A 23,338-nucleotide genomic window follows, 5' to 3' on the forward strand; every position below is an offset into this window, starting at 1 on the left:
AGCTGCCGTGAGCCGAATCGTGATCTTCGCCGCGGGTTCGCGGGGGGACGTCCAGCCGTGCGTGGCGCTCGGGCGGGCGCTGCTGGAGCGGGGCGACGAGGTCCGGCTCGTCGCGAGCGCGCGGTACGCGCCGAGAGCCGTGGCGGCGGGGCTCGAGTTGGCGCCGCTGACGGCCGATCCGACGGAGATCCTGGAGTCCGACGCGGGGCAGGAGCTGCTGGCGGGCGGGCGGAACCCGGTGAAGTTCCTCGGCGGGTTCCGGCGCATCCTCGGGCCGATGGCGGAGCGGCTGCTGGGCGAGTGCCTGGACGCGTGCAAGGGCGCCGATCTGATCCTGGGTCCGACGCTGGGGTTCCTGCCGGAGCACATCGGCGCGCATCTGGGCGTGCCGCGGGCGCTGATCCATTTCCAGCCGAGCCAGCCGACGGGGGCGTTCCCGCATCCGTTCGTGCCGCAGGCGCGGATGCTGGGCCGGTGGGGGAACCGGACGAGCTTCGGGGCGGTCGACCAGATCGCGTGGCAGCTGTCGCGGCCGTTCATCAACCCGTGGCGGGACGAGCGGCTGGGCCTGCCGCGGCTTCCGCTGCGCGGCCTGCGCCGCGACGGGACGACGGTGCTCGCGTGCTTCAGCGAGGCGGTGGTGCCGCGTCCGAAGGACTGGCCGGCGAGCGTGCACATGACCGGGTACTGGTTCCTGGACGAGCCGGAGTGGGAGCCGCCGGAGGAGATCGCGGCGTTCCTGGAGGCGGGCCCCGCGCCCGTCTACGTCGGGTTCGGGAGCATGGTGCCGAAGGACGCGGAGATGACCGGGCGGGCCGTCCGGGCGGCGCTGCGGCTGGCCGGTGTGCGGGGCGTGGTGCAGGGCGATCCGGAGACGTCGGACGACGAGGTCCTCGCGGTGCGGGACGTCCCGCATTCGTGGCTGTTCCCCAGGATGTCGGCGGTCGTGCACCACGGCGGCGCCGGGACGACGGCGGCGGGCCTGCGGGCGGGGGTGCCGACGGTGGTGTGCCCGTTCTTCGGCGACCAGCCGTACTGGGGGGAGCGGGTCGCCGCGCTGGGCGCCGGGCCCGCGCCGCTGCCGTTCCGCGCGATGACGGTGCCGCGGCTCGCGCGGAAGCTGCGGCGCGTCGCCGAGGACCAGGAGATGGCCGACCGGGCGTACGAGGTGGGCCGGCGGATCCGGGCGGAGGACGGCGTGGGCCGCGCCCGGGACGTCATCGACGGGCTGCTGCGCTGAGGGTCAGTCGGAGCTCCACGTCCAGCCGTCGCCGTCGGGCGACGGGACGATCCGGCGCTTGACGCGCGGGGGCCGGACGGGGCGGGGCTGCGGCTGGCCGTTCGCCCACGGGGCCCACGGCGCCTGCGGCCGCTCCGTACGGGCCGCGGGCGCGTGCGCCGCGGGCGCGTGCGCGGCCGACGGGTGCGGGTCGCGGAACACCAGTTGCGGGCGTTCGCCGTCGGGCGGTCCGCTGGGGGTGGGCTGCAGGGCCGGCTGGAAGGCGTCGTTCGCGTCCAGCACCGGCGCCGCAGGCACGGCGGGCGCGGGAGGCGCGGCGGGCGCGGGAGGTGCGGCGGGGGCCGGGGGCGCGGGCGTCTCGGGCGTGCCCTGCTCCCAGTGCATCCGGTACGGGTACGGCTGCGCCTCGGGCAGCGGCGGCGGGACGGCGACGGTCGCGGCCCCCGCACCGGCGGCGGCCACGCTGTGCTCCCGCAGGTCCATCTTGGCGTGCAGGAACGCGAGCGGGCCCGGCAGCCACCAGTTCGCCTTGCCCATGAACCGCATGGTGGCGGGCACGAGCAGGGACCGGACGAGCGCGGCGTCCACGACGACGGCGACGAACATGCCGACGCCGATCAGCTTCACGACGGTGATCCCGGCCATGCTGAACGCGCCGATGACGACGAGGAACAGCAGCGCGGCGCTGGTGATGATCCCGCCCGTGTGCTGCATGCCGCGGGCGACGGCGGCGCGGTTGTCGTGGGTGCGGTCCCACTCCTCGCGGATCCGGCTGAGCAGGAAGACCTCGTAGTCCATCGACAGGCCGAACACGACCGCGAGGATGAGGATCATGCTGGTGGCCTCGACGCCGCCGGTCGGGGTGAAGTCCAGGACGCCGGCGAGGTGCCCGTACTGGAACCCCCACACGATCGCGCCGAACGACGCGCCGATCGACAGGACGTTCATGACGATGGCCTTCAGCGGCAGCACGACCGAGCCGAAGAACATGAACAGCAGGAGGAACGTGGCGAGCCCGACGGCGATCGCCATCTTCGGCAGGCTGCGCATCAGGCTGGACATCAGGTCCATCTGCGCGGCGGTGCTGCCCCCGACGTCGATGTGCATCGGGTAGCCGTCCTTGACGAGGCTCATGCCGCGGATCCGTTTGACGAGGTCCTGGGCGTGCTCGTCCATCGGCTCGTACTTGTGCGTCACGGAGACGCGGACGCCGCCGTACGCGCCGGAGTAGCCGGTGAACTTCGCCTCGGTGACGCCCGGGAGCGCGGCGAGCTTCTTGCGGAAGTCTTCCAGGTAGGGCGGGATGTTGTCGCCCGACTTGGACGGCTTCCAGTCGCGCGGGATGAGGTCGCCGGAGATGACGACGTCGATGGGCTCGGCGGTGCCGTTCGGGAAGTCGGCCTTGACGTTCTCGACGACGGCGCGGGTCGCGCTGTCCTTCGGCAGGACGCGGGCGTCGATGCTGCCGAACTGGACGTGCAGGAACGGCCCGAACATGACGCCGAGGATCACCAGGACCACGGCGAAGTACGGCAGCGGGTGCTTCATGACGCTGTGGCCGAGCCGGTACCAGAAGCCGCTGTCGTGGTCGCGCTGCGCGCGCTTGGACGTGGGGCGCCGCCACGGCATCCGGCCGCCCTCGACGCGCGGGCCGAGGATGGCGAGGAGGGTGGGGAGCAGCACGGTCGCGCCGAACACGGCGACCATGACGGTGGCGATGCCGGCGAGCCCGATGGTGCGCAGGAACATCTGCGGGAACAGCAGCAGGCCGGCGAGCGCGGCGGACACGGTGACGCCGGAGACCATGATGGTGCGGCCGGCGGTCGCGAGGGTCGCGGCGAGGGCGTCCTCGCGGAGCGGCCGCATCGCCTCCCGGTGCGCCTTCTTCGCCGCCTTGCGCGCCTGCTTCCCGCGCTCCCGTTTCCAGGGTTTGCCGGGTGGTATCCCGTGCGCGGCCATGCCGCGCTGCAGTTCCTCGCGGAACCGGCTGATGATGAACAGCGAGTAGTCGATCGCGAGGCCGACGCCCATCATCGTGACGACCTCGAGCGCGAACGACGTCACGTCGGCGGCGTAGGTGACGACGTGCAGGACGGCGAGCCCGCCGATCATCGAGAACACCGCGACGAGCAGCGGCAGCGACGCGGCGACGACCGCGCCGAACAGCAGGATCAGCAGGATCAGCAGCGGCAGCGCGGTGATGGTCTCCGCGCGGACGATGTCGGCGGTGACCTGCTCGCCGAACTCCTGCCCGAGCGGGACCGCGCCGCCGAACTGAACGGTCAGCCCCGGCGCCTTCAGCCGCTCCTTGATGTCCTGGTAGTTCTTCAGCTTGGTCGGGTCGTCGCCCTTCAGCTTCACCGCGACGAACGTCTCGTGCTTGTCGCGGGACGCGAACGACGCCGCGTCCTTCTGGTCCAGCGCCCAGTAGGAGATGATCTCCTCGACGCGGTCCTTGGGGAGCCGCGCGACGGTGCTGATGACACTCGCTTCGTAGCGCGGGTCGTCGACCGTCATCGTGTCGCTCTTGTAGAGGACGAGGACGTCGGGGTTCGTGCTGCCGAAGTAGGTGGCGCCGAGCCGCGCGACGAGCGTCGAGGACGCGTTCGGGTCCTCGAAGCCGCCCGCCTTGAACTTCGCGAACACGCCGAGGCCCCAGGCGCCGGCCACGCACGTCAGCAGCACGATGCAGACGAGGCTGACCCACCGTCGCCGGTGGATGAGACGCCCCAGCCCCGAGAGCATGGTCCTCCTGTGTCGTCGCGGCCGCGGGGCGCGGTGCCCCGCGGCCCCCTGCCGAGCCGATGCCCGTGTCGAGCCGATGCCCGTGTCGAGCCGATGGTGCGGCGGCCTCGCCCCGTGCGTGCGAGGCCGAGACTACTTGCGGGACGCGAGCCGCGCCGCCGTGGTCGGCAGCGCGCCGTCCAGGTACCGCTGCCGCGTCGCCGCGCGGGCGATCTTGCCGCTGGACGTGCGGGACACCGCGCCCGGCTCGACGAGCAGGAACGCGTGCACGCTCATCTCGTGCTCGACGTTCACGGCGCCGCGCACCGCCGACTCGACCTCGTCCAGGTCCAGCCGGCCGAGCGGCACCCGCCGGTTCCGCTCGGCGACCACGACGAGCCGCTCGGTCTCCTCGCCGGGCAGCGCGAACGCGGCGACGTGGTCGGGCCGGACCGCCGGGTGCGCCTCCTGCGCGGTGACCTCGATGTCCTGCGGGTAGTGGTTGCGGCCGTCGACGATGATGAGGTCCTTGATGCGGCCGGTGACGTACAGCTCGCCCTCGTGGATCACGCCGTAGTCGCCGGTCCTCATCCACGGCCCGGCGGGCAGGCCGCCCGGCTCGGCGAGCTCGCCGCCGAAGGTGTCCTGGCTGCGCTCGGAGTTGCGCCAGTACCCGGCGGCGGTGTTCGGGCCGTGCACCCAGATCTCGCCGACGTGCCCGTCGGGCTGCTCCGCGCGCGCGTCCGGGTCGACGATCGCGACGATCTGCCCGGACGGCCGTCCGCACGACACGAGCGTGCTCGCCCGGTCCGCGTCCGGGTCGCACAGCCGGACCTCGCCCTGGGTGAGGACGTCCCGGCCCACCGTGATGATCTTCGGGGGGACGTCCTCGGCCGCGGCGGTGACGAACACCGTCGCCTCCGCCAGCCCGTACCCGGGGGCCTGCGCGCCCGGGCGCAGCCCCGCCGGCGCGAGCGCCTCCGCGAACGTCGACAGCGTCGACGTGCGGATCGGCTCCGCGCCGTTCAGGCACGTCGTCAGCCCGGACAGGTCCAGGCCCTCCAGCTTCTCCGGGGACGCCATCGACGCCACGTACTCGTACGCGAAGTTCGGGCCCGCGGTGTACACGTTCTTGCCCGGCCGCGCCGCGATCAGTTGCAGCCAGCGCATCGGGTTCATGATGAACGACACCGGGTCGGTGTAGATCGCGTGGTCGCCGTGCACCAGCGGCAGCGCCATCGTCGCGATCAGGCCCATGTCGTGGAACAGCGGCAGCCAGCTCACCAGCTCCGGGTCCGGCTTCTCCGGCGCCCACCCCGCCCACAGCTGCGCCGCGTTCGCCGTCACGTTCCCGTGCGTGATCTCGACGCCGGCGGGACGGCGCGTCGACCCCGACGTGTACTGCAGGTACGCCAGGTCGTCGAACCCGATCGGCTCGTCCTCCCAGGACCCGGCGAGCCCGAGGTCGACCTCCTCCGCGAAGAGGATCTCCTTCGGCTGCGGGACGTCGTGGTCGGCGAGGAACTTCTCCACGTGCGGGAGCGCGTTCCGGGTCGTGACGATCACCGCGGGCTCGCTGTCGGCGTACGCGCCGATCAGCCGGTCGGCGTGCCCCGGCAGGTCGGGCGAGAACAGCGGCACCGCGACGACGTGCGCGTACATCGCGCCGAGCATCGTCATCATGTACTCGAGCGTCTGCGGCAGCAGCAGCGCGGCCCGCTCGCCGGGCCCGGTCACCTGCCGCAGCGCGGTCGCCGTCGCGCGGGCGCGCCGGTCGGTCTCGGCCCAGGTCAGGGTGATGTGCTTGCCCGCCGGGTCCAGCGAGTAGTCGACGAAGGTGAAGGCCGGGGCGTCCGGCTTCTCCCGCGCCCACCGCGCGACCCGCTCGATCAGCGGGGTGCGGCCGGAACCGCCGGGGAGGAGTTCGGGAAGCAGCGAGCCCAATGCCATTGATCAATCTCCCGAGGGGACGGGCCGGGCGGGCCATCGTGGGGGGTGGGCGCCGTCGGCGATGCGTGCGGTCGGCCGGACGACTCGTCTGGCGCCCCCCGGCGAGCGGCGATGATCGTGAAGCTACCGGATGGTAGGCAGCGCGCGATATTAGCTGCGCGCCACATTCGCCGCGGCCGGGTTTGTCACCGCCGTGACAAGAGGAAATGCCTTTTCACGTCTGGGCGCAGGCACCGTTACCGACCGTGTGCGCAGTAGTGGTCCGAGCCTAGTGGTCCGCGAAGATCTGCTGCATGATCCCACGCCGGTGCCGTCCCTGGTAGGTGGTGTCGGGGTTCTCCGCCTCGGGGAGTTCGGCCAGGTAGCGGCTCTCCGCGTCGATCAGCTGCTCCAGTTCGCCGCGGTCGAGGAACACGCCCTTGCAGCCCGGGCATTCCTCGATCACCACGCCGTGCCGTTCGTGGGTGTCGAGCGCGGACGCGCACTTCGGACACCGCATCGACGCCTCTGACATACCGGATCCCCTGTCCGTGACCGCAGCTTTACTGACAGCGGATCAGCTTACTGACACGATCCCCTATTTGGCACCGGGCCGGGTCATCCGCGAACGAATCACCTGCCCGCGACCGCCGCCCCGCCCGTTCCCATCGGCATTTCGGACGAACCGGACGCGGACGACGCGCCGCGCCGGGTCAGCGCACCCCTGCGGCCGGGGCCGTCAGATGTAGGCGCCGCCTCGGGCGGCGGCCTCCGCCCTCGCCTCGGCCGCGCGGGTCTCCGCGCGGTACAGCGCGATCCGGCGCCGCCACAGGCCGAAGCACGCGGCGCCCCACAACAGGCCGATCTCCGCGACGATCGCGACGCCGAGCACCACGGCCCAGTCCGTCCCGTTGCCCTGCTCCATGCCGACCGGCGACACCAGCGTCATCCGGCCGTCGCCGCGGTCGCCGCCGTCGCTCGTCGTGCCCGCCATGGCCTGGCTGTTCGGCACCGGCATCGCGCCCGGCGCGTTCAGCGGCGGCAGCGCGACGCCCGGCCGTCCCGGGGACGGCACGACGGGCAGGTTCGGCACCTGCTCCTCGTTCACGTGCCCGGCTCCGGTGGTGCCGCCGTAGCCCCTGCCGCCGTCCGTCCCCGTCCAGTCGTCGGCCGGGTACCCGTCCTCGGTCGACGAAGCGCTCCCCGCCGACGTCCCGCCGCGATGCTTGTGCTTCCCGGCGGCGGGCGCGTCGTCGTCCCACGGGACGCCGAGCTCGGACGGCCCGTCGTCGCCGTACGACCAGGTGTGATGGCTGTGCGCGCCGCTCCCGCCGGCGGCACCGCTCGGCGCACCGCCGTCAACGGTCACGCTGTGCTGCTTCGGCGCGGTGTACTGCTTGGGCGCCGTCTGCTGCTTCGGCGCCGTGTACTGCTTCGGCGCCGTGTACTGCTTCGGTGCGGTGTACTGCTGGCTCGGTGCGGCGTGCTGCTTCGGGGCAGCGTGGTGGCTCGGCGTGTCGTAAGCCGTGACGCCCTGGCCGGCGGGCGTCCCGTGATGCGGCCGCTTCCCATGCCCGGAGGGCTTCACGTGTGCGGGCGGCTTCCCGTGTGCGGGTGCCTGCACGTTGGTGGGCGGTTGGGCCGGGGGCATCGGCTGGACGGGATGGGCGCGCGGCTTCGGGTGAGGCTGCTGCGGCGGTCCGGCATGGTGCACCGGCCGGCCCTGGTTCGCGGGGTGGGGTTGGGCGGGGCCGGTCGCCGTCCGGGGCTTGTGGCAGTGCGAGGCCGGGGCGGCGTGGCCGCCGGGCGCGGCGTCATGGCAGGGCTTGCCGGAGCCGGGTGCGTCGGCGGTGCAGTGCGCGTCGCCCTCGTTGGGCGCGGACTGGGGCTGGGCGGGCGGCGCGTCGGCCGTCGCGGACTGGCCCCCGCCGGGCGGGAGATGGAAGACGGCGCGGGACGTGCGGGGTTCGGCGTTGTCGGCCGCGGCGATGGTGACGATGGACGGCCGCGTCCCCGACGGGCGCTCCACGGCGGAGGCCGGGACGGAGACGGCGGCGGTCCTCGTCACCGTCGCGCCGCCCACGTCGCCGAGGTCGCAGCGCAGTTCGTGGCCGGAGTCCAGCCGGGCGCAGCCCGGCGGGCGGTCCGCCCAGGCGAGCGGGTCGGCGGCGAGGAGGCGCAGGACGGCGTGGTGCGCGACGCCGCCCTCGGCGCGGACGCGGACGGTGTGGCCGAGCGCGTAGGCGGGTCCGGCGACGGCGGCCGCGGACGTCGAGGTCCGGGTGAGGAGCCGGACGTCGGACTGGTTCGCGTTCGCGGACGCCCCGGTGAGCATCATCGGCGGTACGGCGAGCGCGCCGCCCGCCATGATCGCGCCGACGCGCGCCCTGCTGCGGGTCCTGCTGCCACCGGTTCGCACGGGGTCCCCTCTCGCGGATTCACTGTCTCTGTTGCGTCCAGGGGGGCGACTGATTCGTTGCAGTCCGTAGTCATTCATTGCCAGAGTGTCGCCATGAGTAACCTGACCGGGACCCTCTTTCGCGTAGTGAAATCAGATCTCCGTAGAATCGGGTGATTCGCGAGGAGAGGAGACGCGGGTGGCGGAGGCCGTACGGTCGCTGGAGCGCGCGTTCGAGCTGCTGGAGCATCTGGCGGACGCGGGCGGCGAGATGGCGCTGTCGGAGCTGACCGAGGTGTCCGGGCTGCCGATGCCGACCATCTACCGGTTGATGCGGACGCTGGTGAACCACGGGTACGTGCGGCAGGAGCCGTCGAAGCGGTACGCGCTGGGCCCGCGGCTCATCCGGCTCGGCGAGACCGCGAACCGGCTGCTGGGGACGTGGGCGCGTCCCGTCCTGGCGCGGCTGGTGGACGACGTGGGCGAGACCGCGAACATGGCCGTGCTGGAGGGCGACGAGGCCGTGTACGTGGCGCAGGTGCCGTCCAAGCACTCGATGCGGATGTTCACCGAAGTGGGGCGGCGGGTGCAGCCGCACTGCACGGGCGTCGGGAAGGCACTGCTGTCGCAGCTGCCGGACGAGCGCGTCCGCGAGATCCTCGGCCGGACGGGGATGGCCGCGCACACGCCGAACACGTTCACCGACCAGGACGCGCTGCTGGCCGAGCTGCGCCGCGTCCGCGAGCAGGGCTTCGCGCTGGACGACGAGGAGCAGGAGATCGGGGTGCGGTGCGTCGCGGTGCCGTTGCGGGGCGCGCCCGCGCTGACGGCGCTGTCGGTGTCGGGGCCGTCCGGCCGGATGACGCATGAGGCGGTCGCCGACGTGGTCCCGATCGTGCGGGACGCGGCGGACCGGTTCGCGAAGGAACTGGGCGGCGCCTGACGCGCCCCGTCCCGGGGCGCGGGGCGGGGCCGGGGCCGGGTCTGAGGCGGCCCGGCCCCCGGGCGGCTAGTCGATCGGCTCGCCCACGATGACGGTCGGGCGGCCGCTGCGCTCCCACATGACGAAGTCGCCGGCGGACTTGACGAGCACCGCCGCGAGCCACAGCGCGAGGCCGGTGTCGTCGGCGATGCCGGCGATCGGGATGACGTCCGGGATCGCGTCGATCGGGGAGATGATGTACACCAGCCCGAGCGCGAGCAGGCCGAGCGTCCCGAAGGACATCCCCTTGTACTGGCCGCGCAGGACCGACTTCAGCATGCGCGGCACGGCGCGGAACCGCTCCCAGAAGCCGGGCACGTCGGGCTGGAGGGTCTCGCTGTAGATCTGCCAGGCCTGCCCGGCGGCGGCCGTCCTGCGCTTCCTGTCCACAGGTGCTCCTCGGTCAGGGGTCGTGAGGGCGCGCCCCCGCAGCGCCCACGTCCCTCTATGACGTGACCGATGCCGGTTTTGTTCCCTCCGGTGGACCATGAGGCCCGGATCACGACCGGTGCGCCGCGGCGGTCGCCGTAATGATCGTCAGCGGGCGCCGGCACGGTGCCCGCACGGCACCGATCGGGTTACCGGAAGTGAGTTCTTCGTCACTCTCGCGGGCAACGTGCGGGGATTACGGCGCAATGGCCGGCGCCCGCTGCCAGCATGAGAGGTCCTCGCGGGAGGGGCGCCGCCTCCCCGAGGCACGACCGGCACCGCCCGTCGAGCACCGCAGGAGCTGATCCACGACATGAGCGGCGACCATCTGAACAGACCCGTCCACGGCACCGTGGCGGGCGCCGCCTACGTGGCGCTCCCGCCCACCGCGGTCGACGCGACCGCGTCCGGGCCGACCCGGCTGATGCTCGCCTGGCCCGGTTTCGACCCGCCGCGGACCGCGGCCGCGCTCGCGGCGGCGATCCCGATGACGGGCGTACCGGTGTGGCGCGTCTACCTCGACCTGCCCGGCCGCTCGCCGGGCGGGCTCGGCTCGGGCGCGATCCTGGAGACCGAGGCCATCGAGGCGTACGGCCGCGCGGTCGAGCAGGCCGCGGCCGGGCTGCCCGCCGCGGTCGCCGAGCTGCGCCGCGACCTGGCGCTGCCGGACGGGCCCGTCGCGCTCGCCGGGTTCAGCGCGGGCGGCGCGGCGGCGCTGCTGGCCGTCGCGCGCGGCGAGGTCGCGGTGAGCGCGGCCGCCGCCGTCGCGCCCGTCGTCGCCCCGGCGCGGGCGGCGCGCGCGGTGGAGCGGCGCGCCGCGCGCGAGCGGACGTGGAGCGAGACCGCGCAGGAGCTCGCCGACCGCCTCGACCTCGGCGCGCTCGCCGGCGACATCGCCGCGCGGGACGTGCCGCTGCTGCTGGTCGGCGGCGCCCGCGACCGGGTCGTCCCGGCCGGCGAGGTCACCGCGTTCCGGGACGTGCTGCAGCGGCGCGGCGCGGGCGCGGTGGAGCACGCCGCGTTCCGGATGGGCCACGCGCTCGCCGCCGAGCCCGGCACCGAGCCGCGCCCGCCGATCACCGACGCCGTCCGCGTCGACGGCCTGCTCACCGACTGGTTCCGGGAGCGCCTCGCGGACGTCCGGCCGGAGGCGGCGCAGGCCGAGCAGTGGGACTCGGGGCAGGAGCAGGACGCGGCGCCCGCGGCGGCGCCGGGCACCGACACCGCGCCCTATCCGGCCCCGACGCCCGTCACGCGCTGACGGGCGGACGCCCCAGCAGGCGGACCCGCCGACGCGTTCAGGCGGCCGTCGTCCGCCTCGCGGGCAGCATCGAGCGCCCGCGAGGCGGGTTGCGCGTGGTGGAACTCAGCCCTTCGAGAGGACCTCGTAGCGGACCGGGATGACGCCCGATCCGGTGCCGCCGACCTTCTTCATCGCCGCTGTGGACAGGTCCAGGCAGCGGCCGCCCGCGTACGGGCCCCGGTCGTTGATGCGGACGATGACCGACCGGCCGTTGTTCTTGTTGGTCACGCGGACCTTGGAGCCCATCGGCAGCGTCTTGTGCGCCGCGGTGAGGGCGCTCGGGTTGAAGGGCTCACCGCTCGCGGTCATCTGCCCCTCGCCGTAGAAGGACGCCTCGCACGAGCCGGACTGCAGGACCTTCGCCTTCTTCTGCGGCCTGGTCTTGTGCTCGGCGACGGCCTCCGACCGCGCCTTCTTCTTGGGCTCGGCCTTCTTCCCGGTGTGCTTCGGGTTGGGGTCGCGCGGCCCGCCGCGGCTGGCCCGGGACGGCTCCGGCCTCGGCGGGTCCGCCTTCGGGACGGTCGCGCCCGGTGCGGTCTGCGCGGCCTGGGCCGAGTCGGCCGGGGCCTTGCGGCCGTTGGCGACGGCGAACGCGCCCACCGCGAGAACGGCGGCGGCGACGCCGGAAACGATCATTAGGGTGCGCAGGTGCGGCCGCTGAAGGCGGGCGCGAAGGCGCGCGTGAAGACGATGTCGTTCGTCAGGGTTGCCCACGAAGAATCCTTCGGTAGGGGACAGGACCCCGGACGCCCGGCGTTTCTCAGCGCCGTTCTCGCGGCGCGCCGGGGCGACCTCCTCGTCCCCCGAGACCCGCACCGCCCATGGGCTCCAAGGCCCGTCTGCGCGCTCTCGCTGAGCGCGGCCGCGTCATCGCGGCTTCGGCGTCCGGCAGGTGCGGCTGCGTTGCATCTTCACTTTTGATCTCGAAAGCGCCGCACAAGTCCTTGACCGTACGTTGCGTCCGGAGTGAATCAAGCGCAGGCCCGAACAATGTGGGGTTTGTCACCTCTCTTTTTGCCCTGCGAAGCCGATCGACTTCGCTGGGTGAGCGCATTTCAAGATCCAATTTACTCGCCATGGAAGGTGTGATCTCGGACATATAACAAGCGTTCGTTAGGCAGCAAAACGGGGCGTTCCGGGATGCACTTGGCATCTCCGGAACGCCCCGTTCCGAGGTGATTTCGTCAGTGGGTGTCGGACGGCCGCTCGCGCGTCTTCAGCACGTTGACGACGCTGCCGACCTGCGACTGCATCGTCTTCACGGTGTCGCCGGCCTCGCCGGTGAGGCTCTGCGGCGCCGGCCTGGCACGCCGCAGCCCCGCCCCGTCCGGGAGCACCATCGAGATCGGCGCGGCGGAGCGCAGCGAGGAGGCGTCGCCCGGCAGCCCGAGGGCCACCGCGTCGCCCAGCGGCCCGCCGGAACCGCCGGACGCGGCGGAGCGGCCGGTCGGCAGCGCCTTCCCGACCTTGCTGTGCACGACCCGCTTCGGGACGGACGTGACGCGCCCGACGACCCGTCCGGGCACCTTGGCGGCCTCCCCGACCGGAGCCGGCAGCCCGGACGCCTGCCCGGACCCGGAGGCGGTGCGGTTCGCCGCGCCGACGCAGCTCCCGCTGCGCGGGGCGGAGATCGGCGCGCCGTCCCGGCCGGGCGTCAGCGCCATCGTCTGGTGCGGCAGCAGCCGCGTGACCCGGGTGCCGTCGACCGTCTTCATCGGGTCGACCCGGCAGGCGCGGGCGGCGGAGCCCGCCGCGGAGGCGGTGCGGGACACGGGCAGGCCCTTGCCCAGGCCGGCGCTCCGCCCGGGACGGGCCGCGGAGGCGACCGCGCCGTCCGCGGTGCCGGCCGCCGACTCCAGGGTGCGGCTCGCGGTGTCGGAGACGGGGGCGGGCAGCGCCACCGGCGGCAGCGCCGGGCCGACCTGGCCGACCGTCCCGTATACGAGGTCGGCGACCGGGCCCTGCGCGGCGTTCGCCGGCGCGGCGGACAGGGCCAGCGCCGCGGCCAGCGGGGCGGCCGCGGACAGGCCCAGCAGATTTCTGGCGGATCGGTTCATACGTATTTCCCCCGACATTCTCGGATCGACTCTGCGCGGTGTGCGTGCGCCCATGGCGTGCGTTCTCCGGCGCACCGTCGAGCGGGCACGTTAGTACAGCCCGGATGCCGCGTATGCCGAATTCGAAAATCGATCGGAGGCGGGCGGGGAAGATCTACGGAAATGCGACGCGGGGACGCCCGTGGGCGTCCCCGCGTTTCACCGCGCCGTTACTCCGGCGCGGGGGCCTTCCGGCGGCCCGGCGTCACTCCGCGCCGAGCGCGATGGCCTCGTCGACCTCGGTCTTGCGGGCGGCCAGCTCGGCCGCGTACTTCTCCTCGTCGACCTTCTCGGCGATCTCCTCGTCCTGCCGCATCAGCGCTTCGAGGTCGGCCTTGGCATTGTCGAGGACGCCCATGTCGGCATAGGCGGCCTTCACCTTGTCACCCCAAAGGCCGACGTCCCGGACGCACGGCACGATACGGCTGAAGAGCAGCGACTGGTAGAGCGTGTACATATCCGAGTTGTCGACGTATTCCATGCACTTGTCGACCGGCATGTCCAGCTGCTCGAACACCTCGCGGCCCTTGAACCGGTCGCGCATCAGGTAGCAGCCCTCGACCACGAACTCCTCGCGCTCGGCCCGCTCCTTGTCGGTGAGCTCCGCGTAGTAGTCCTTGAGCGCCAGCCGGCCGAACGCGACGTGCCGCGCCTCGTCCTGCATCACGTACGCGAGCAGCTGCTTGACCAGCGGGTTCGTCGACATGTCGCGGTACAGCCCGAAGGCGGCGAGGGCGAGGCCCTCGATGAGCACCTGCATGCCGAGGTAGGGCAGGTCCCAGCGGCTGTCCTCCAGCGACTCGGCGAGCAGCTTCGCCAGGTCCTGGTTGATCGGGTAGTACATGCCGATCTTCTCGTGCACGAACTTCGCGTACAGCTCCACGTGCCGCGCCTCGTCCATCGTCTGCGTGGCGGCGTAGAACTTCGAGTCCAGGTCGGGCACGGACTGGACGATGCGCGCCGACACGTTCAGCGCGCCCTGCTCGCCGTGCAGGAACTGGCTGAACAGCCAGGAGCCCTGGTGGCGGCCGAACTCGTCCCGCTCCTTCTGTGACATCTTGTCCCAGATGTCGGAGCCGACGAGGGGGTTGAAGTTCTCCGGCAGCCCGGCGACGTTGACCGGATCGACCTCAAGGTCCCAGTCGATGCGCTTCGTCGCGTCCCACTGCTTGTCCTTGCCCTTCTGGTACAGGCTCAGCAGCCGGTCGCGGCCCTCGTCGTACTCCCAGGTGAACCGGGCGTCGCCCGCCATGGGGACGTTCCACGTCTCCGTGGGCACGGGCGTGGAGTAGAGGTCGTAGGAACTCACGGGGGATCCTCCTCGGGGTGGCGCCGCACCGTCGCGACGCGTGGTGTGCTCCGCCCACCGCTTTACATACCTTCGTAACATGTAAAGCGCGAGCAGGCCAGACCCCAAGCGCGGGCAAGATGACCATGACAAAAGTCATCCCGAACCCACGACAACGCTCACTGACCCTCCGACCTGGGCATCGGCATACGATTCAGGCGTCATGAGCCTGAGGATGTTCGACAGCGAGGATCTGGACGGGCCCGATCCCGGCCGGTCCCGGCGGCGGCGCGCGTTCTGGTCGACGTTCGGCCTCATCTACATGATCCCGCTCGCCCATGTCGTCACCGGCTACAGCGGCACCAGGCTCGCCCTCGCCGTCCTCGGCCTCGGCGCGTTCATCGGCCTGTACTACGCGACGCCGCTGAGCATGCGCAGCTGGGTCGACCCGATCGGGCCGCTCACCCGCACGCTGCTCGCCGCGTTCGCGGTGGTCAGCGCCGTGCTGCCGTTCGCGTTCGGGGACGAGTGGATCGGCACCCCGGTCTACCTGTCGATGATCTTCGCGATGGCATTGCCGATGGACCGGGTGCTCTGGGGCGTCGGCGGCGCGACCGCGCTGGCCTCGCTGCAGTGCGCGCTGATCGACGGCGCCGTGGGCGCGCTGCCGGTCATCACCGTCACCTCGCTGTCGCTCGGGCTGATGATGGTCGGGTTCCGGCACGCCCGCACGCTCGTCCAGCAGCTCCGGGTGGCGCGCGGCGAGGTCGCCCGGCTCGCCGCCGCCGACGAGCGGCTGCGCATCGCCCGCGACCTGCACGACCTGCTCGGGCACAGCCTGTCGCTGATCGTGCTGAAGAGCGAGCTGGCGCGGCGGCTTGGCGAGCAGGACACCGATCGCGCGATGGCGGAGGTGCGCGACATCGAGTCGGTGGCGCGCCAGTCCCTCGCCGACGTCCGCGCCGCGATCTCCGGCTACCGGCGGCGCGACCTCACCGGGGAGCTGGACGGCGCCCGCGCGGTGCTGGCGGCCGCCGAGATCGAGGCCGAGGTGCGGACGTCCGGGACGCCGCTGCCCGACCAGGTCGACGGGCTGTTCGGCTGGGCCGTCCGCGAGGGCGTCACCAACGTCGTGCGGCACGCCCGCGCCCGCCGCGTCACGATCACCGTCGGCCGGGCGGACGGTGCCGCCACCCTGGAGATCGTCGACGACGGGTGCGGGCAGCCCGGCGAGGGGCACGCGCCGGGCCACGGCCTGGAGGGCCTCGCGGAGCGGGTCGCGGACGCGGGCGGGACCGTGGCGGCCGGCCGGCGCGACGGCGGCGGCTTCCGGCTGGCGGTGCGCGTCCCGCTCGGCCGGGCCGGCGCGGAGAGGGCGGCGGTAGAGTCCGCCACGTGATCCGCGTGATGCTCGCCGAGGACCAGCGGATGGTGCGGGGCGCCCTGGCCGCGCTGCTCGGGCTGGAGGCCGACCTGGAGGTCGTCGGCGAGGCGTCCGGCGGCGCGGAGGCCGTCGCGGTCGCGGCCCGGACCCGGCCGGACGTCGTGCTGCTGGACATCGAGATGCCGGACCGGGACGGCCTCGCCGCCGCGCCGGAGATCCGCGCCGCCGTGCCCGACTGCAAGATCATGATCCTGACGACGTTCGGCCGGCCCGGCTACCTGCGCCGCGCGATGGAGGCCGGCGCGTCGGCGTTCCTGGTGAAGGACGGCCCGGCGCAGGAGCTGGCCGCCGCGATCCGCCGGGTCGTCGCGGGCGAGCGCGTCATCGACCCGGCGCTCGCCGCCGCCGCGCTCAGCGCGGGCCCGAACCCGCTGTCGCCGCGCGAGCGCGACGTGCTGGAGGCGGGCGCGGACGGGTCCACGGTCGCCGACATCGCGGGCCGGCTGCACCTGTCGGAGGGGACCGTCCGCAACTACCTGTCGTCCGCCATCAACAAGGTCGGCGCCCGCAACCGCATCGAGGCCGTCCACACGGCCCGCGCGCAGGGCTGGCTGTAGCCGCGCCGCCCACGTCCCGAGGGACGGGCGGCCCGGCCGCCGGTCAGCGGGACTGGAGGGCGTCGAGCGCGACGGCCTGGGCGACGACGAGCCGGCGGTCCAGGCGCGGGTCCTTGATGTCGACCACGTAGCGGTCGCGGAGGCCGAACTTCTTCTCCACCGAGAAGACGACCTGGTCGCCCGCGTAGAAGTCGAAGTGGTACGGCCACGCGAACGGCAGGTTCTCCGCGTACGGGATGAAGCCCCACACCCGGCGCAGCACCGCGACGAACTTGTTGCGCTCGCTGCCCGTCGTCACGCCGAGGCCGGGCTGCTCCAGATGCCAGGTCGAGGCGATCAGCGACTTCTTGAAGTCCTTGCGGAAGAGCCCGATGGGCCGCCCGTCCGCGTCGGTGATGTCGTAGGCCGACGCCAGGTCGATGCGCTTGCGCGCCTTGAAGCCGAGGATCGGGCGGGTCTTGGAGTCGTCGGAGTAGAGCGTGACCTGCTCCTTGAACGCCAGCCGCTTCTGCTGCGCGAACGCGAGCAGTTCGCCCTCCCCGCCGTCCGGGTTCTCGGCGTGCACCTCGTACTGGTTGACCATCAGGCGGACCCGCTGCCGGATCAGCAGCCGGTGCTGCGCCTGGAGCCGCTCTGCGTCCAGCGAACTCACCCTCGTCCCGTCGCGTTTTCGCGCGAGTCTGCCACAAACGACGAGCTGAGGGAGATGTCCGGACGAAATACCAAATGGTGACCGGCGAGAGGCGCGGGTCAGGCCTCCTGGATGTGCCCCGCGAGGTACCCGTGGATCAGCCGCTCCGCCTCCGCGACGATCAGCGGGTCGCCGTCCGGGTCGCGGCGGAAGGCCATCTTCAGCACCGCGTCGCCCGCCTCCACCGCGATGGCCAGGGCGGTGGCGAGGCCGGGGGTGTCCTGCACGCCGAACGTCTCGACGATCATCTCGCGCAGCCGGTCGGCGACCACCGCGTTGTTGTCGGCGTCGGAGTCGAGCAGGTTCACGTCGGCGACGTCGCCGAAGCGCAGCACCCGGAACCCCGGCACGGTGCGGTGCATCTCGACGAAGATCTCGATGATCACGCCGACGGTGTCGGACCAGTCGGCGAACGCGCCGGCGGCGAGCCGCGCCGAGATCCGCTCCCCGAACACCTCCAGGTTGCGCAGCGCGAGCGCCTGCGCGACCGCCCGCTTGTCCGGGAAGAACTGGTACACCGAGCCGATCGCGACCTCGGCGCGCTGGGCGATCCGCGTGGTGGTCAGGCCGTCGTAGCCGTCCTCCTCCAGGATGTCCGCGCACGCGTCGAGCATCCGCTGGACGCGTTCGGCGCTGCGGCGCTGGGCGGGACGTCGGCGGAGCGGCGTGCGGATCTCGGTCACGCCACCATTGTCACCCGAACGCGCCATGCTCGGTCATGGCCGGAACGGCCTTCCCCACCCCGCGGTCACGGGACCCTTCCGCCGCGACCACCCCGCCCCGTAAAGTCCGAAGGGGATTCGCGTTCAGGGGAAAGGGACGGATGGGGTTTCCGGAGGGCTTCCGCTGGGGCGTCGCGACCGCCGCCTACCAGGTCGAAGGCGCCGTGCACGAGGACGGCCGCGGGCCGTCGACCTGGGACGTCTTCGCCCACACCCCGGGCCGGGTGCGGGACGGGCACACCGGTGACGTCGCCTGTGACCACTATCACCGGTGGCCGGAGGACGTCGGGCTGATGAAGGAGCTCGGCGTGAACTCCTACCGGTTCTCCCTCGCGTGGCCGCGCGTCCAGCCGACCGGCAGCGGCGCCGCCAACCCGCGCGGCCTGGACTTCTACGACCGGCTCGTCGACGCCCTGCTCGCCGCCGGCATCGAGCCCGCCGTCACCCTCTACCACTGGGACCTGCCCCAGCCGCTGGAGGACGCCGGCGGCTGGATGAACCGCGACACCGCCTACCGGTTCGCCGAGTACGCCTACCGCGCCGCCGACCGCCTCGCCGACCGCGTCGGCATGTGGATCACGCTGAACGAGCCGGTCGTCGTCACCGCCTACGGGTACGCGTTCGGCGTCTACGCGCCCGGCAGGACGCTGATGCTGGACGCGCTGCCGACCGCCCACCACCAGCTCCTCGGCCACGGCCTCGCCGTCACCGCGCTGCGCGGCGGCGGCGCCCGCCGCGTCGGCCTGACCAACCACTACTCGCCGGCCTGGCCCGCCGATCCGGCGTCCGGCGCCGACCGGGACGCCGCGCTCGCGTTCGACGCCTTCATGAACCGGATGTTCACCGACCCGGTCCTGACCGGCGCCTACCCCGACCTCACCGCGCTCGGCGGCCCCGACCTCGGGCCGTACGTCCACGACCTGGACATGTCGGTCATCGCCTCGCCGATCGACTTCCTCGGCGTGAACTACTACCAGCCGACCCGCCTCAAGGCGCCGCCCGCGGACGGCCCGCTGCCCTTCGACATGGTGGACATCACCGAGTACCCCGTGACGGGGATGGGCTGGCCGATCGTCCCCGACGCGTTCCTGTCCCTGCTGCGGACGCTGCGCGCGCGGTACTCGAACGGGCTGCCGCCGCTCTACGTCACCGAGAACGGCTGCTCCTTCCCCGACGAGGTCGCCCCCGACGGCACGGTGGACGACACGGCCCGCATCGAGTTCCTCGACGCGCACATCGCCGCGATGCGGACCGCCATCGACGACGGCATCGACATCCGCGGCTACTACGCCTGGTCCCTGCTCGACAACTTCGAGTGGGCCGAGGGGTACCACCCGCGCTTCGGGCTCGTCCACGTCGACTACGAGACGCAGAAGCGGACGCCGAAGAGGTCGTACGGCTGGTACCGGGACCTCATCACGGCCCCGCCGAAGTGACGCGCACCGGACGCCCCTGCCAAGATCCCGGTATGGATTCGCTCTCGGACGTCCGCGCCCGCATCGACGCCATCGACGGCGACCTCGTCCGGCTCCTCGCCGAACGGCAGGGGCTCGTCCGGGCCGCCGCCGCGTTCAAGGCCGACGCGGGCGCCGTCCGCGCGCCGGGCCGCGTCGAGCAGGTCGTCGCCCTGGCGCGCGAGCGCGCCGCGTCCGCCGGCCTGTCCCCCGAGGTCGCCGAGGCGGTGTGGCGGGCGATGATCGGCGCGTTCATCGACCTCGAACTCGACGAGCACGCCCGCCGCACCGCCCCCTGACCGATGGCCCTCGCCCTCCTCAGCGAGATCGACTCGGTTCTCCGCGGCCTCCCCTAAGCGCGGGCGCCCCACAGGTCGAGGGCCTTGTACGCGGGGACCCACTCGTTCGCGTAGGTCGCGCGGACGGGCTCGGGGAGCGACGCCAGCATCGCCGCCGCCGCGCCCTCGGACGCGCCGTCCAGCATCCACGGGATGACCCGCGGCGCGTCCGGCCCGACGTACTTGCCGCTCGCCTGGCCGAACTCCAGCCACTGCGCCTCGGACAGGGTCGCGTCGATCAGCGCCAGCGCCTCGTCCTCCTCGTGCTTGAGGTGCCCGCCCAGCGCGGTGGCCAGCGTGTCCGTCAGCCCGCCGAGCCGCGCGGGCCCGGACTCGCGGTCGGCGAGCGCCGCGTCGATCGCCTCGACCACGGGGTCCACCGCCGCGTGCTCGGCCTCCATCGCGTCCAGCAGCGCCAGCCCGTCCGGGCGCCCGGCGAGGGCCTCGCGCATCACCGGCCACAGCGCCTCGTCCTCCGCGGTGTGGTGCGCGTGCAGCGCCTTCTTGAACAGCTCCCAGCCGACGGCGGTGGCCAGCACCCGCCGGGGGTCGTCGTCCGGACGCGCGGTGACGTCGGCGATGTGCCGCAGGTCCCGGCGGAGCGCGTCGTGGAAGGTGTACATCGACGTCATGTCCAGCTTGCTCATCGCGTTCTCCTCAGGCCGATCGGGTCGTTCACAGCACTGACGGACGGCGCGGCGCCGATGTGACCGCCTCGGCGGAGGGATTCCGTGCGGCATCGGTAGGCTTTCCAGCTCCCCCGTTGCCTTGGAGGTCCGCGCATGGCGGAACCACGCCCGCTGCGTCCGAACGACCCGCGCGAAGCCGGCGGGTACCGGCTGACCGGACTGATCGGCGAGGGCGCCCAGGGGACGGTCTACCTGGGCGAGTCCGAGACCGGCGAGCGCGTCGCGGTGAAGGTGCTGCGCGCCTCGGTCGACGGCGACGAGCGGGCCCGGACGCTGTTCGAGCGGGAGCTGTCGGCGGCGCGGCGGGTCGCGCCTTTCTGCACGGCGCGGGTGCTCTCCGCGAGCGTCCCGGCGGACGGGTCCGGCGGCGACGCGCCCCACATCGTCAGCGAGTACATCGAGGGGCCGTCGCTGCGGGAGCTGGTCGGCGGGCGCGGGCCGCTGCCGGAGGCCGAACTGCGGCGCCTCGCCATCGGCACCGCGACGGCGCTGGCGGCGATCCACGAGGCGGGCGTCGTGCACCGCGACTTCAAGCCCGCGAACGTGCTGCTCGGCCCGGACGGCCCGAGGGTCATCGACTTCGGCATCGCGCGGCCGCTGGAGGCCACGTCGGCGACGATGACGGGCGCGGTCGGCACGCCCGCGTACATGGCGCCCGAGCAGGTGTCGGGGGCGCCGGGCGGGCCGCCGCTGGACATGTGGGCGTGGGGCTGCACCATGGCCTACGCGGCGAACGGGGCTCCGCCGTTCGGCACCGACACCGTCCCGGCGATCATGCATCGGGTGCTGTACGCGCCGCCGGCGCTGGGCGTGCTCGGCGGCGAGGTCGGCGCGATGGTCGCGGCGTGCCTGGAGAAGGACCCGGCGCGGCGCCCGACGGCGCTGCAGGTGCTGGTCCGGCTGCTCGGCGAGGACGGGAGCGAGGCGCACCTGCTGGAGGAGGGGTCGTCGGCGGCGGCGACGCTGACCGCCGCGGCGCTCCCGCCGCCCGCGCCCGCGCCGCCCGCCTTCGCGCCGCCCGACGGGCCGCCGCCCATGCCGCCCGGTATGGGGACGGCTCCGAGCCCGCCGCCGGGGCCGCCGTTCCTTCCGCCGGGTCGGACCGTCCCCTCCGGGCCGGGGCCGCGGAAGGGCGGCAGGGCGCTGGTCATCGCGGGCGCGGTCGCGGCCGTGGCGCTGCTCGCGGCGGGGACGGCCACCGCCGCCGTGCTGCTCAAGGACCACGGCGGCGACGGCGACCACCCGTCGGCGAGCCGGACGACCCCCTCGGGCGGGACCGCCGCCATCGGCGGCGACTGCCGTTACACGCCGTCGTCCGGCGGTGACGTGAAGGACGTCGGGACGCCTCCGGCCACCGCGAAGCTTCCCGCGACCGTCCACGCCGAGCTGGCGACGAACCTCGGCACCGTGAAGATGGACCTCGACGGCGCCAAGGCGCCTTGCACCGTGAACTCCTTCATGTACCTGGCGGGGAAGAAGTTCTACGACGGGACGTCCTGCCACCGGCTCACGACGTCGGCGGCCCTCAAGGTGCTCCAGTGCGGCGACCCGTCCGGGACCGGGTCGGGCGGTCCGGGCTACGCGTTCGCCAACGAGAACACGTCCGGCGCCAAGTACGCGCGCGGGACGGTCGCCATGGCGAACGCGGGCGCGAACACCAACGGGAGCCAGTTCTTCATCGTGTACGGCGAGGCGGACATCCCCGCCGACTACACGGTGTTCGGGCACGTCACGTCCGGGATGGACGTCATCGACAAGGTGGCGAAGGCCGGCACGGACGGCGGCGCGACCGGGGCCGACGACGGCAGGCCCAAGCTGAAGATCACGCTCCGGCGCCTCACGGCGTCGGCCGCGTAGGGACCCCGGCGTAGTCGGGCAGGTCGATCGCCTCGGCCGTCCTGCGGGCGATCTTGGCGGCCATGTTCTTGCCCGGCAGGTACGGCAGCAGCTTGTAGTACCGGTTCAGCAGCCCGATCACGGCGCGGTTCGAGGGCATCATCAGCTTGGCGACGCCGTCGCCCATCTTCTGGCAGCCCGCCGCGTAGTCGCGCATGACGTCCTCGTAGCGCGCGAAGGCGACGCGGTGGTCGCCGCGCGCGGCGGCCAGCTCGCCCGCGAGCACGTAGGCGCCGACCATGGCGAGGCCGGTGCCCATGCCGGACAGGGACGACGGGCAGTAGGCGGCGTCGCCGAGGAGCGCGACCCGCCCGCGCGCCCACCCGTCCATGCGGACCTGCCCGACCGCGTCGAAGTAGAAGTCGGGGGCGTGCCGCATCTCGGCGAGCAGCCGGTCGCACTCCCAGCCGGTGCCGGCGAACCGCTCGGTGAGGATCCGCTGCTGCCCCGCCACGTCCCGGCGGTCGACGCCCGTCTCCGGCGACGCGAAGTAGAACGCGGCCCTGGCCTCGGTGTTGTCGCGGGCGCTGTAGACGGACGCGAGCTGCCCGCCGGTCCGGTAGACGTGCCCCGTGTACCGGAGGCCGAGGTGGTTGGGGACGCTGAAGATCGCGCAGTGCACGCCGAGTTCGCGGACGTACCGCTCCTCCGGCCCGAACGCGAGGCGGCGGACGTTGGAGTGCAGCCCGTCCGCGCCGATGACCAGGTCGAACCGGCGCGGCGCGGACCGCTCGAAGGAGACGGTCACGCCGTCGGCGTCCTCGTCGAGGGACGCGATGGAGTCGCCGAAGACGTACTCGGTGGTGCCGCGGGTGGCGTCGAGGAGGATGCGGGCGAGGTCGCCGCGGAGGATCTCGACGTCCCCGGCGAACAGGTCGGCCGCCATCGTCGCCACGGGCTTTCCGGCCTTGTTCACGTACGCCATCGCGCCCATGCCGGTCTTCGCGCGCTCGACGTCGGTGAGGAGGCCCATGCGGCGCAGGACGGTCAGGTGCGCGTCGCCGCGGAAGTCGACGGCGTAGCCGCCGTCGCGGAAGCCGGGGGTGTTCTCGACGATCGTGGTGGCGAAGCCGTAGCGGGCGAGCCAGTGGGCGAGCGCGGGGCCGGCGATCGAGGCGCCGGAGATCAGGACGTTCTTCATGCCGGTGAGCGTGCCGG

At 73.2% G+C, this 23,338-nt stretch carries 20 protein-coding genes; 8 read left to right on the top strand and 12 right to left on the bottom strand.

The features are described from left to right. Positions 1 to 7 precede the first annotated feature (7 nt). The gene (locus ABT299_RS12495) at positions 8 to 1,240 is read left to right on the top strand and encodes a glycosyltransferase (protein WP_500250767.1); all 1,233 of its coding nucleotides are present in this window, start codon (positions 8 to 10) and stop codon (positions 1,238 to 1,240) included. Positions 1,241 to 1,243: 3 nt separating this feature from the next. Here the strand turns inward: ABT299_RS12495 and ABT299_RS12500 are convergent, their stop codons facing one another. From ABT299_RS12500 to ABT299_RS12515, 4 genes are all read right to left on the bottom strand, one after another. Further along, positions 1,244 to 3,985 carry an MMPL family transporter gene (locus tag ABT299_RS12500; protein WP_500250768.1) on the bottom strand — a complete coding sequence of 914 codons (2,742 nt, stop codon included), beginning with the start codon at positions 3,983 to 3,985 and terminating at the stop codon, positions 1,244 to 1,246. A 132-nt stretch (positions 3,986 to 4,117) separates the two neighbouring features. After that, a complete protein-coding gene (locus ABT299_RS12505) occupies positions 4,118 to 5,914 on the bottom strand; it encodes a fatty acyl-AMP ligase (RefSeq protein ID WP_500250769.1) in 1,797 nt (598 codons plus the stop codon). A gap of 268 nt (positions 5,915 to 6,182) precedes the next feature. After that, complete coding sequence (locus ABT299_RS12510) at positions 6,183 to 6,428, bottom strand: TFIIB-type zinc ribbon-containing protein (RefSeq protein ID WP_190865476.1); 246 nt, start codon at positions 6,426 to 6,428, stop codon at positions 6,183 to 6,185. Between the two features lie 204 nt (positions 6,429 to 6,632). Further along, positions 6,633 to 8,312 (bottom strand): hypothetical protein, encoded by a 1,680-nt coding sequence (locus ABT299_RS12515; RefSeq protein ID WP_500250770.1) that lies wholly within the window; start codon positions 8,310 to 8,312, stop codon positions 6,633 to 6,635. Positions 8,313 to 8,490: 178 nt separating this feature from the next. Between ABT299_RS12515 and ABT299_RS12520 the strand changes: the two genes are divergently transcribed. Continuing rightward, positions 8,491 to 9,234 carry an IclR family transcriptional regulator gene (locus ABT299_RS12520; RefSeq protein WP_387028025.1) on the top strand — a complete coding sequence of 248 codons (744 nt, stop codon included), beginning with the start codon at positions 8,491 to 8,493 and terminating at the stop codon, positions 9,232 to 9,234. Between the two features lie 66 nt (positions 9,235 to 9,300). On the opposite strand, the gene ABT299_RS12525 is transcribed toward ABT299_RS12520, so the two are convergent. Continuing rightward, positions 9,301 to 9,663 carry a YkvA family protein gene (locus tag ABT299_RS12525; RefSeq protein ID WP_151546629.1) on the bottom strand — a complete coding sequence of 121 codons (363 nt, stop codon included), beginning with the start codon at positions 9,661 to 9,663 and terminating at the stop codon, positions 9,301 to 9,303. Between the two features lie 352 nt (positions 9,664 to 10,015). Here ABT299_RS12525 and ABT299_RS12530 point away from each other — a divergent pair, with 352 nt between their 5' ends. Continuing rightward, on the top strand, positions 10,016 to 10,963 hold the full coding sequence (locus tag ABT299_RS12530) for a prolyl oligopeptidase family serine peptidase (RefSeq protein ID WP_500250771.1): 948 nt from the start codon (positions 10,016 to 10,018) through the stop codon (positions 10,961 to 10,963). Positions 10,964 to 11,068: 105 nt separating this feature from the next. On the opposite strand, the gene ABT299_RS12535 is transcribed toward ABT299_RS12530, so the two are convergent. The 3 genes from ABT299_RS12535 to ABT299_RS12545 form a co-directional block, all read right to left on the bottom strand. Continuing rightward, the gene (locus ABT299_RS12535; protein WP_500250772.1) at positions 11,069 to 11,719 is read right to left on the bottom strand and encodes a septal ring lytic transglycosylase RlpA family protein; all 651 of its coding nucleotides are present in this window, start codon (positions 11,717 to 11,719) and stop codon (positions 11,069 to 11,071) included. A gap of 470 nt (positions 11,720 to 12,189) precedes the next feature. After that, positions 12,190 to 13,062: a hypothetical protein gene (locus tag ABT299_RS12540; protein WP_500250773.1), complete on the bottom strand. Its 873-nt coding sequence runs from the start codon at positions 13,060 to 13,062 to the stop codon at positions 12,190 to 12,192. 244 nt (positions 13,063 to 13,306) lie between these two features. Continuing rightward, positions 13,307 to 14,410 (bottom strand): diiron oxygenase, encoded by a 1,104-nt coding sequence (locus ABT299_RS12545; RefSeq protein WP_190868809.1) that lies wholly within the window; start codon positions 14,408 to 14,410, stop codon positions 13,307 to 13,309. Positions 14,411 to 14,612: 202 nt separating this feature from the next. On the opposite strand from ABT299_RS12545, the gene ABT299_RS12550 reads away from it, so the two are divergent. Further along, positions 14,613 to 15,788 carry a sensor histidine kinase gene (locus ABT299_RS12550; protein WP_500250774.1) on the top strand — a complete coding sequence of 392 codons (1,176 nt, stop codon included), beginning with the start codon at positions 14,613 to 14,615 and terminating at the stop codon, positions 15,786 to 15,788. Then, the gene (locus tag ABT299_RS12555; protein WP_387028029.1) at positions 15,785 to 16,390 is read left to right on the top strand and encodes a response regulator transcription factor; all 606 of its coding nucleotides are present in this window, start codon (positions 15,785 to 15,787) and stop codon (positions 16,388 to 16,390) included. The genes ABT299_RS12550 and ABT299_RS12555 overlap by 4 nt, the downstream gene beginning before the upstream one ends. A gap of 43 nt (positions 16,391 to 16,433) precedes the next feature. Here the strand turns inward: ABT299_RS12555 and ABT299_RS12560 are convergent, their stop codons facing one another. Then, positions 16,434 to 17,042 carry an LURP-one-related family protein gene (locus ABT299_RS12560; RefSeq protein ID WP_347257183.1) on the bottom strand — a complete coding sequence of 203 codons (609 nt, stop codon included), beginning with the start codon at positions 17,040 to 17,042 and terminating at the stop codon, positions 16,434 to 16,436. Positions 17,043 to 17,140: 98 nt separating this feature from the next. Then, positions 17,141 to 17,764 (bottom strand): TetR/AcrR family transcriptional regulator, encoded by a 624-nt coding sequence (locus tag ABT299_RS12565; protein WP_347257182.1) that lies wholly within the window; start codon positions 17,762 to 17,764, stop codon positions 17,141 to 17,143. A gap of 140 nt (positions 17,765 to 17,904) precedes the next feature. Here ABT299_RS12565 and ABT299_RS12570 point away from each other — a divergent pair, with 140 nt between their 5' ends. Together ABT299_RS12570 and ABT299_RS12575 are read left to right on the top strand one after the other, a co-directional pair. Continuing rightward, positions 17,905 to 19,239, top strand: coding sequence for a GH1 family beta-glucosidase (locus tag ABT299_RS12570; protein ID WP_433143767.1), 1,335 nt, complete (start codon positions 17,905 to 17,907; stop codon positions 19,237 to 19,239). 32 nt (positions 19,240 to 19,271) lie between these two features. Further along, positions 19,272 to 19,556 (top strand): chorismate mutase, encoded by a 285-nt coding sequence (locus tag ABT299_RS12575; RefSeq protein WP_190868805.1) that lies wholly within the window; start codon positions 19,272 to 19,274, stop codon positions 19,554 to 19,556. A 53-nt stretch (positions 19,557 to 19,609) separates the two neighbouring features. Here the strand turns inward: ABT299_RS12575 and ABT299_RS12580 are convergent, their stop codons facing one another. Next, entirely contained in the window at positions 19,610 to 20,242 is a 633-nt protein-coding gene (locus tag ABT299_RS12580) for a hemerythrin domain-containing protein (protein WP_500250775.1), read from the bottom strand. 135 nt (positions 20,243 to 20,377) lie between these two features. Here ABT299_RS12580 and ABT299_RS12585 point away from each other — a divergent pair, with 135 nt between their 5' ends. Beyond that, on the top strand, positions 20,378 to 22,141 hold the full coding sequence (locus ABT299_RS12585) for a protein kinase domain-containing protein (protein WP_500250776.1): 1,764 nt from the start codon (positions 20,378 to 20,380) through the stop codon (positions 22,139 to 22,141). Here ABT299_RS12585 and ABT299_RS12590 read toward each other — a convergent pair. Then, a complete protein-coding gene (locus ABT299_RS12590) occupies positions 22,122 to 23,321 on the bottom strand; it encodes an FAD-dependent monooxygenase (protein ID WP_500250777.1) in 1,200 nt (399 codons plus the stop codon). The two genes, ABT299_RS12585 and ABT299_RS12590, sit on opposite strands and share 20 nt — an antisense overlap. Between the last annotated feature and the right edge of the window lie 17 nt (positions 23,322 to 23,338).

Source organism: Spirillospora sp. NPDC000708 (genome assembly GCF_040299565.1).
In the GTDB taxonomy this organism is placed as follows: Bacteria; Actinomycetota; Actinomycetes; order Streptosporangiales; family Streptosporangiaceae; genus Spirillospora.

What these genes read in the sequence shown, in the direction of transcription:
- ABT299_RS12500 (WP_500250768.1), bottom strand. Translation starts at nt 3,985, where the DNA reads ATGCTCTCGGGGCTGGGGCGTCTCATCCACCGGCGACGGTGGGTCAGC.
- ABT299_RS12505 (WP_500250769.1), bottom strand. Translation starts at nt 5,914, where the DNA reads ATGGCATTGGGCTCGCTGCTTCCCGAACTCCTCCCCGGCGGTTCCGGC.
- ABT299_RS12510 (WP_190865476.1), bottom strand. Translation starts at nt 6,428, where the DNA reads ATGTCAGAGGCGTCGATGCGGTGTCCGAAGTGCGCGTCCGCGCTCGAC.
- ABT299_RS12530 (WP_500250771.1), top strand. Translation starts at nt 10,016, where the DNA reads ATGAGCGGCGACCATCTGAACAGACCCGTCCACGGCACCGTGGCGGGC.
- ABT299_RS12540 (WP_500250773.1), bottom strand. Translation starts at nt 13,062, where the DNA reads ATGAACCGATCCGCCAGAAATCTGCTGGGCCTGTCCGCGGCCGCCCCG.
- ABT299_RS12550 (WP_500250774.1), top strand. Translation starts at nt 14,613, where the DNA reads ATGAGCCTGAGGATGTTCGACAGCGAGGATCTGGACGGGCCCGATCCC.
- ABT299_RS12570 (WP_433143767.1), top strand. Translation starts at nt 17,905, where the DNA reads ATGGGGTTTCCGGAGGGCTTCCGCTGGGGCGTCGCGACCGCCGCCTAC.
- ABT299_RS12575 (WP_190868805.1), top strand. Translation starts at nt 19,272, where the DNA reads ATGGATTCGCTCTCGGACGTCCGCGCCCGCATCGACGCCATCGACGGC.
- ABT299_RS12580 (WP_500250775.1), bottom strand. Translation starts at nt 20,242, where the DNA reads ATGAGCAAGCTGGACATGACGTCGATGTACACCTTCCACGACGCGCTC.
- ABT299_RS12585 (WP_500250776.1), top strand. Translation starts at nt 20,378, where the DNA reads ATGGCGGAACCACGCCCGCTGCGTCCGAACGACCCGCGCGAAGCCGGC.
- ABT299_RS12590 (WP_500250777.1), bottom strand. Translation starts at nt 23,321, where the DNA reads ATGAAGAACGTCCTGATCTCCGGCGCCTCGATCGCCGGCCCCGCGCTC.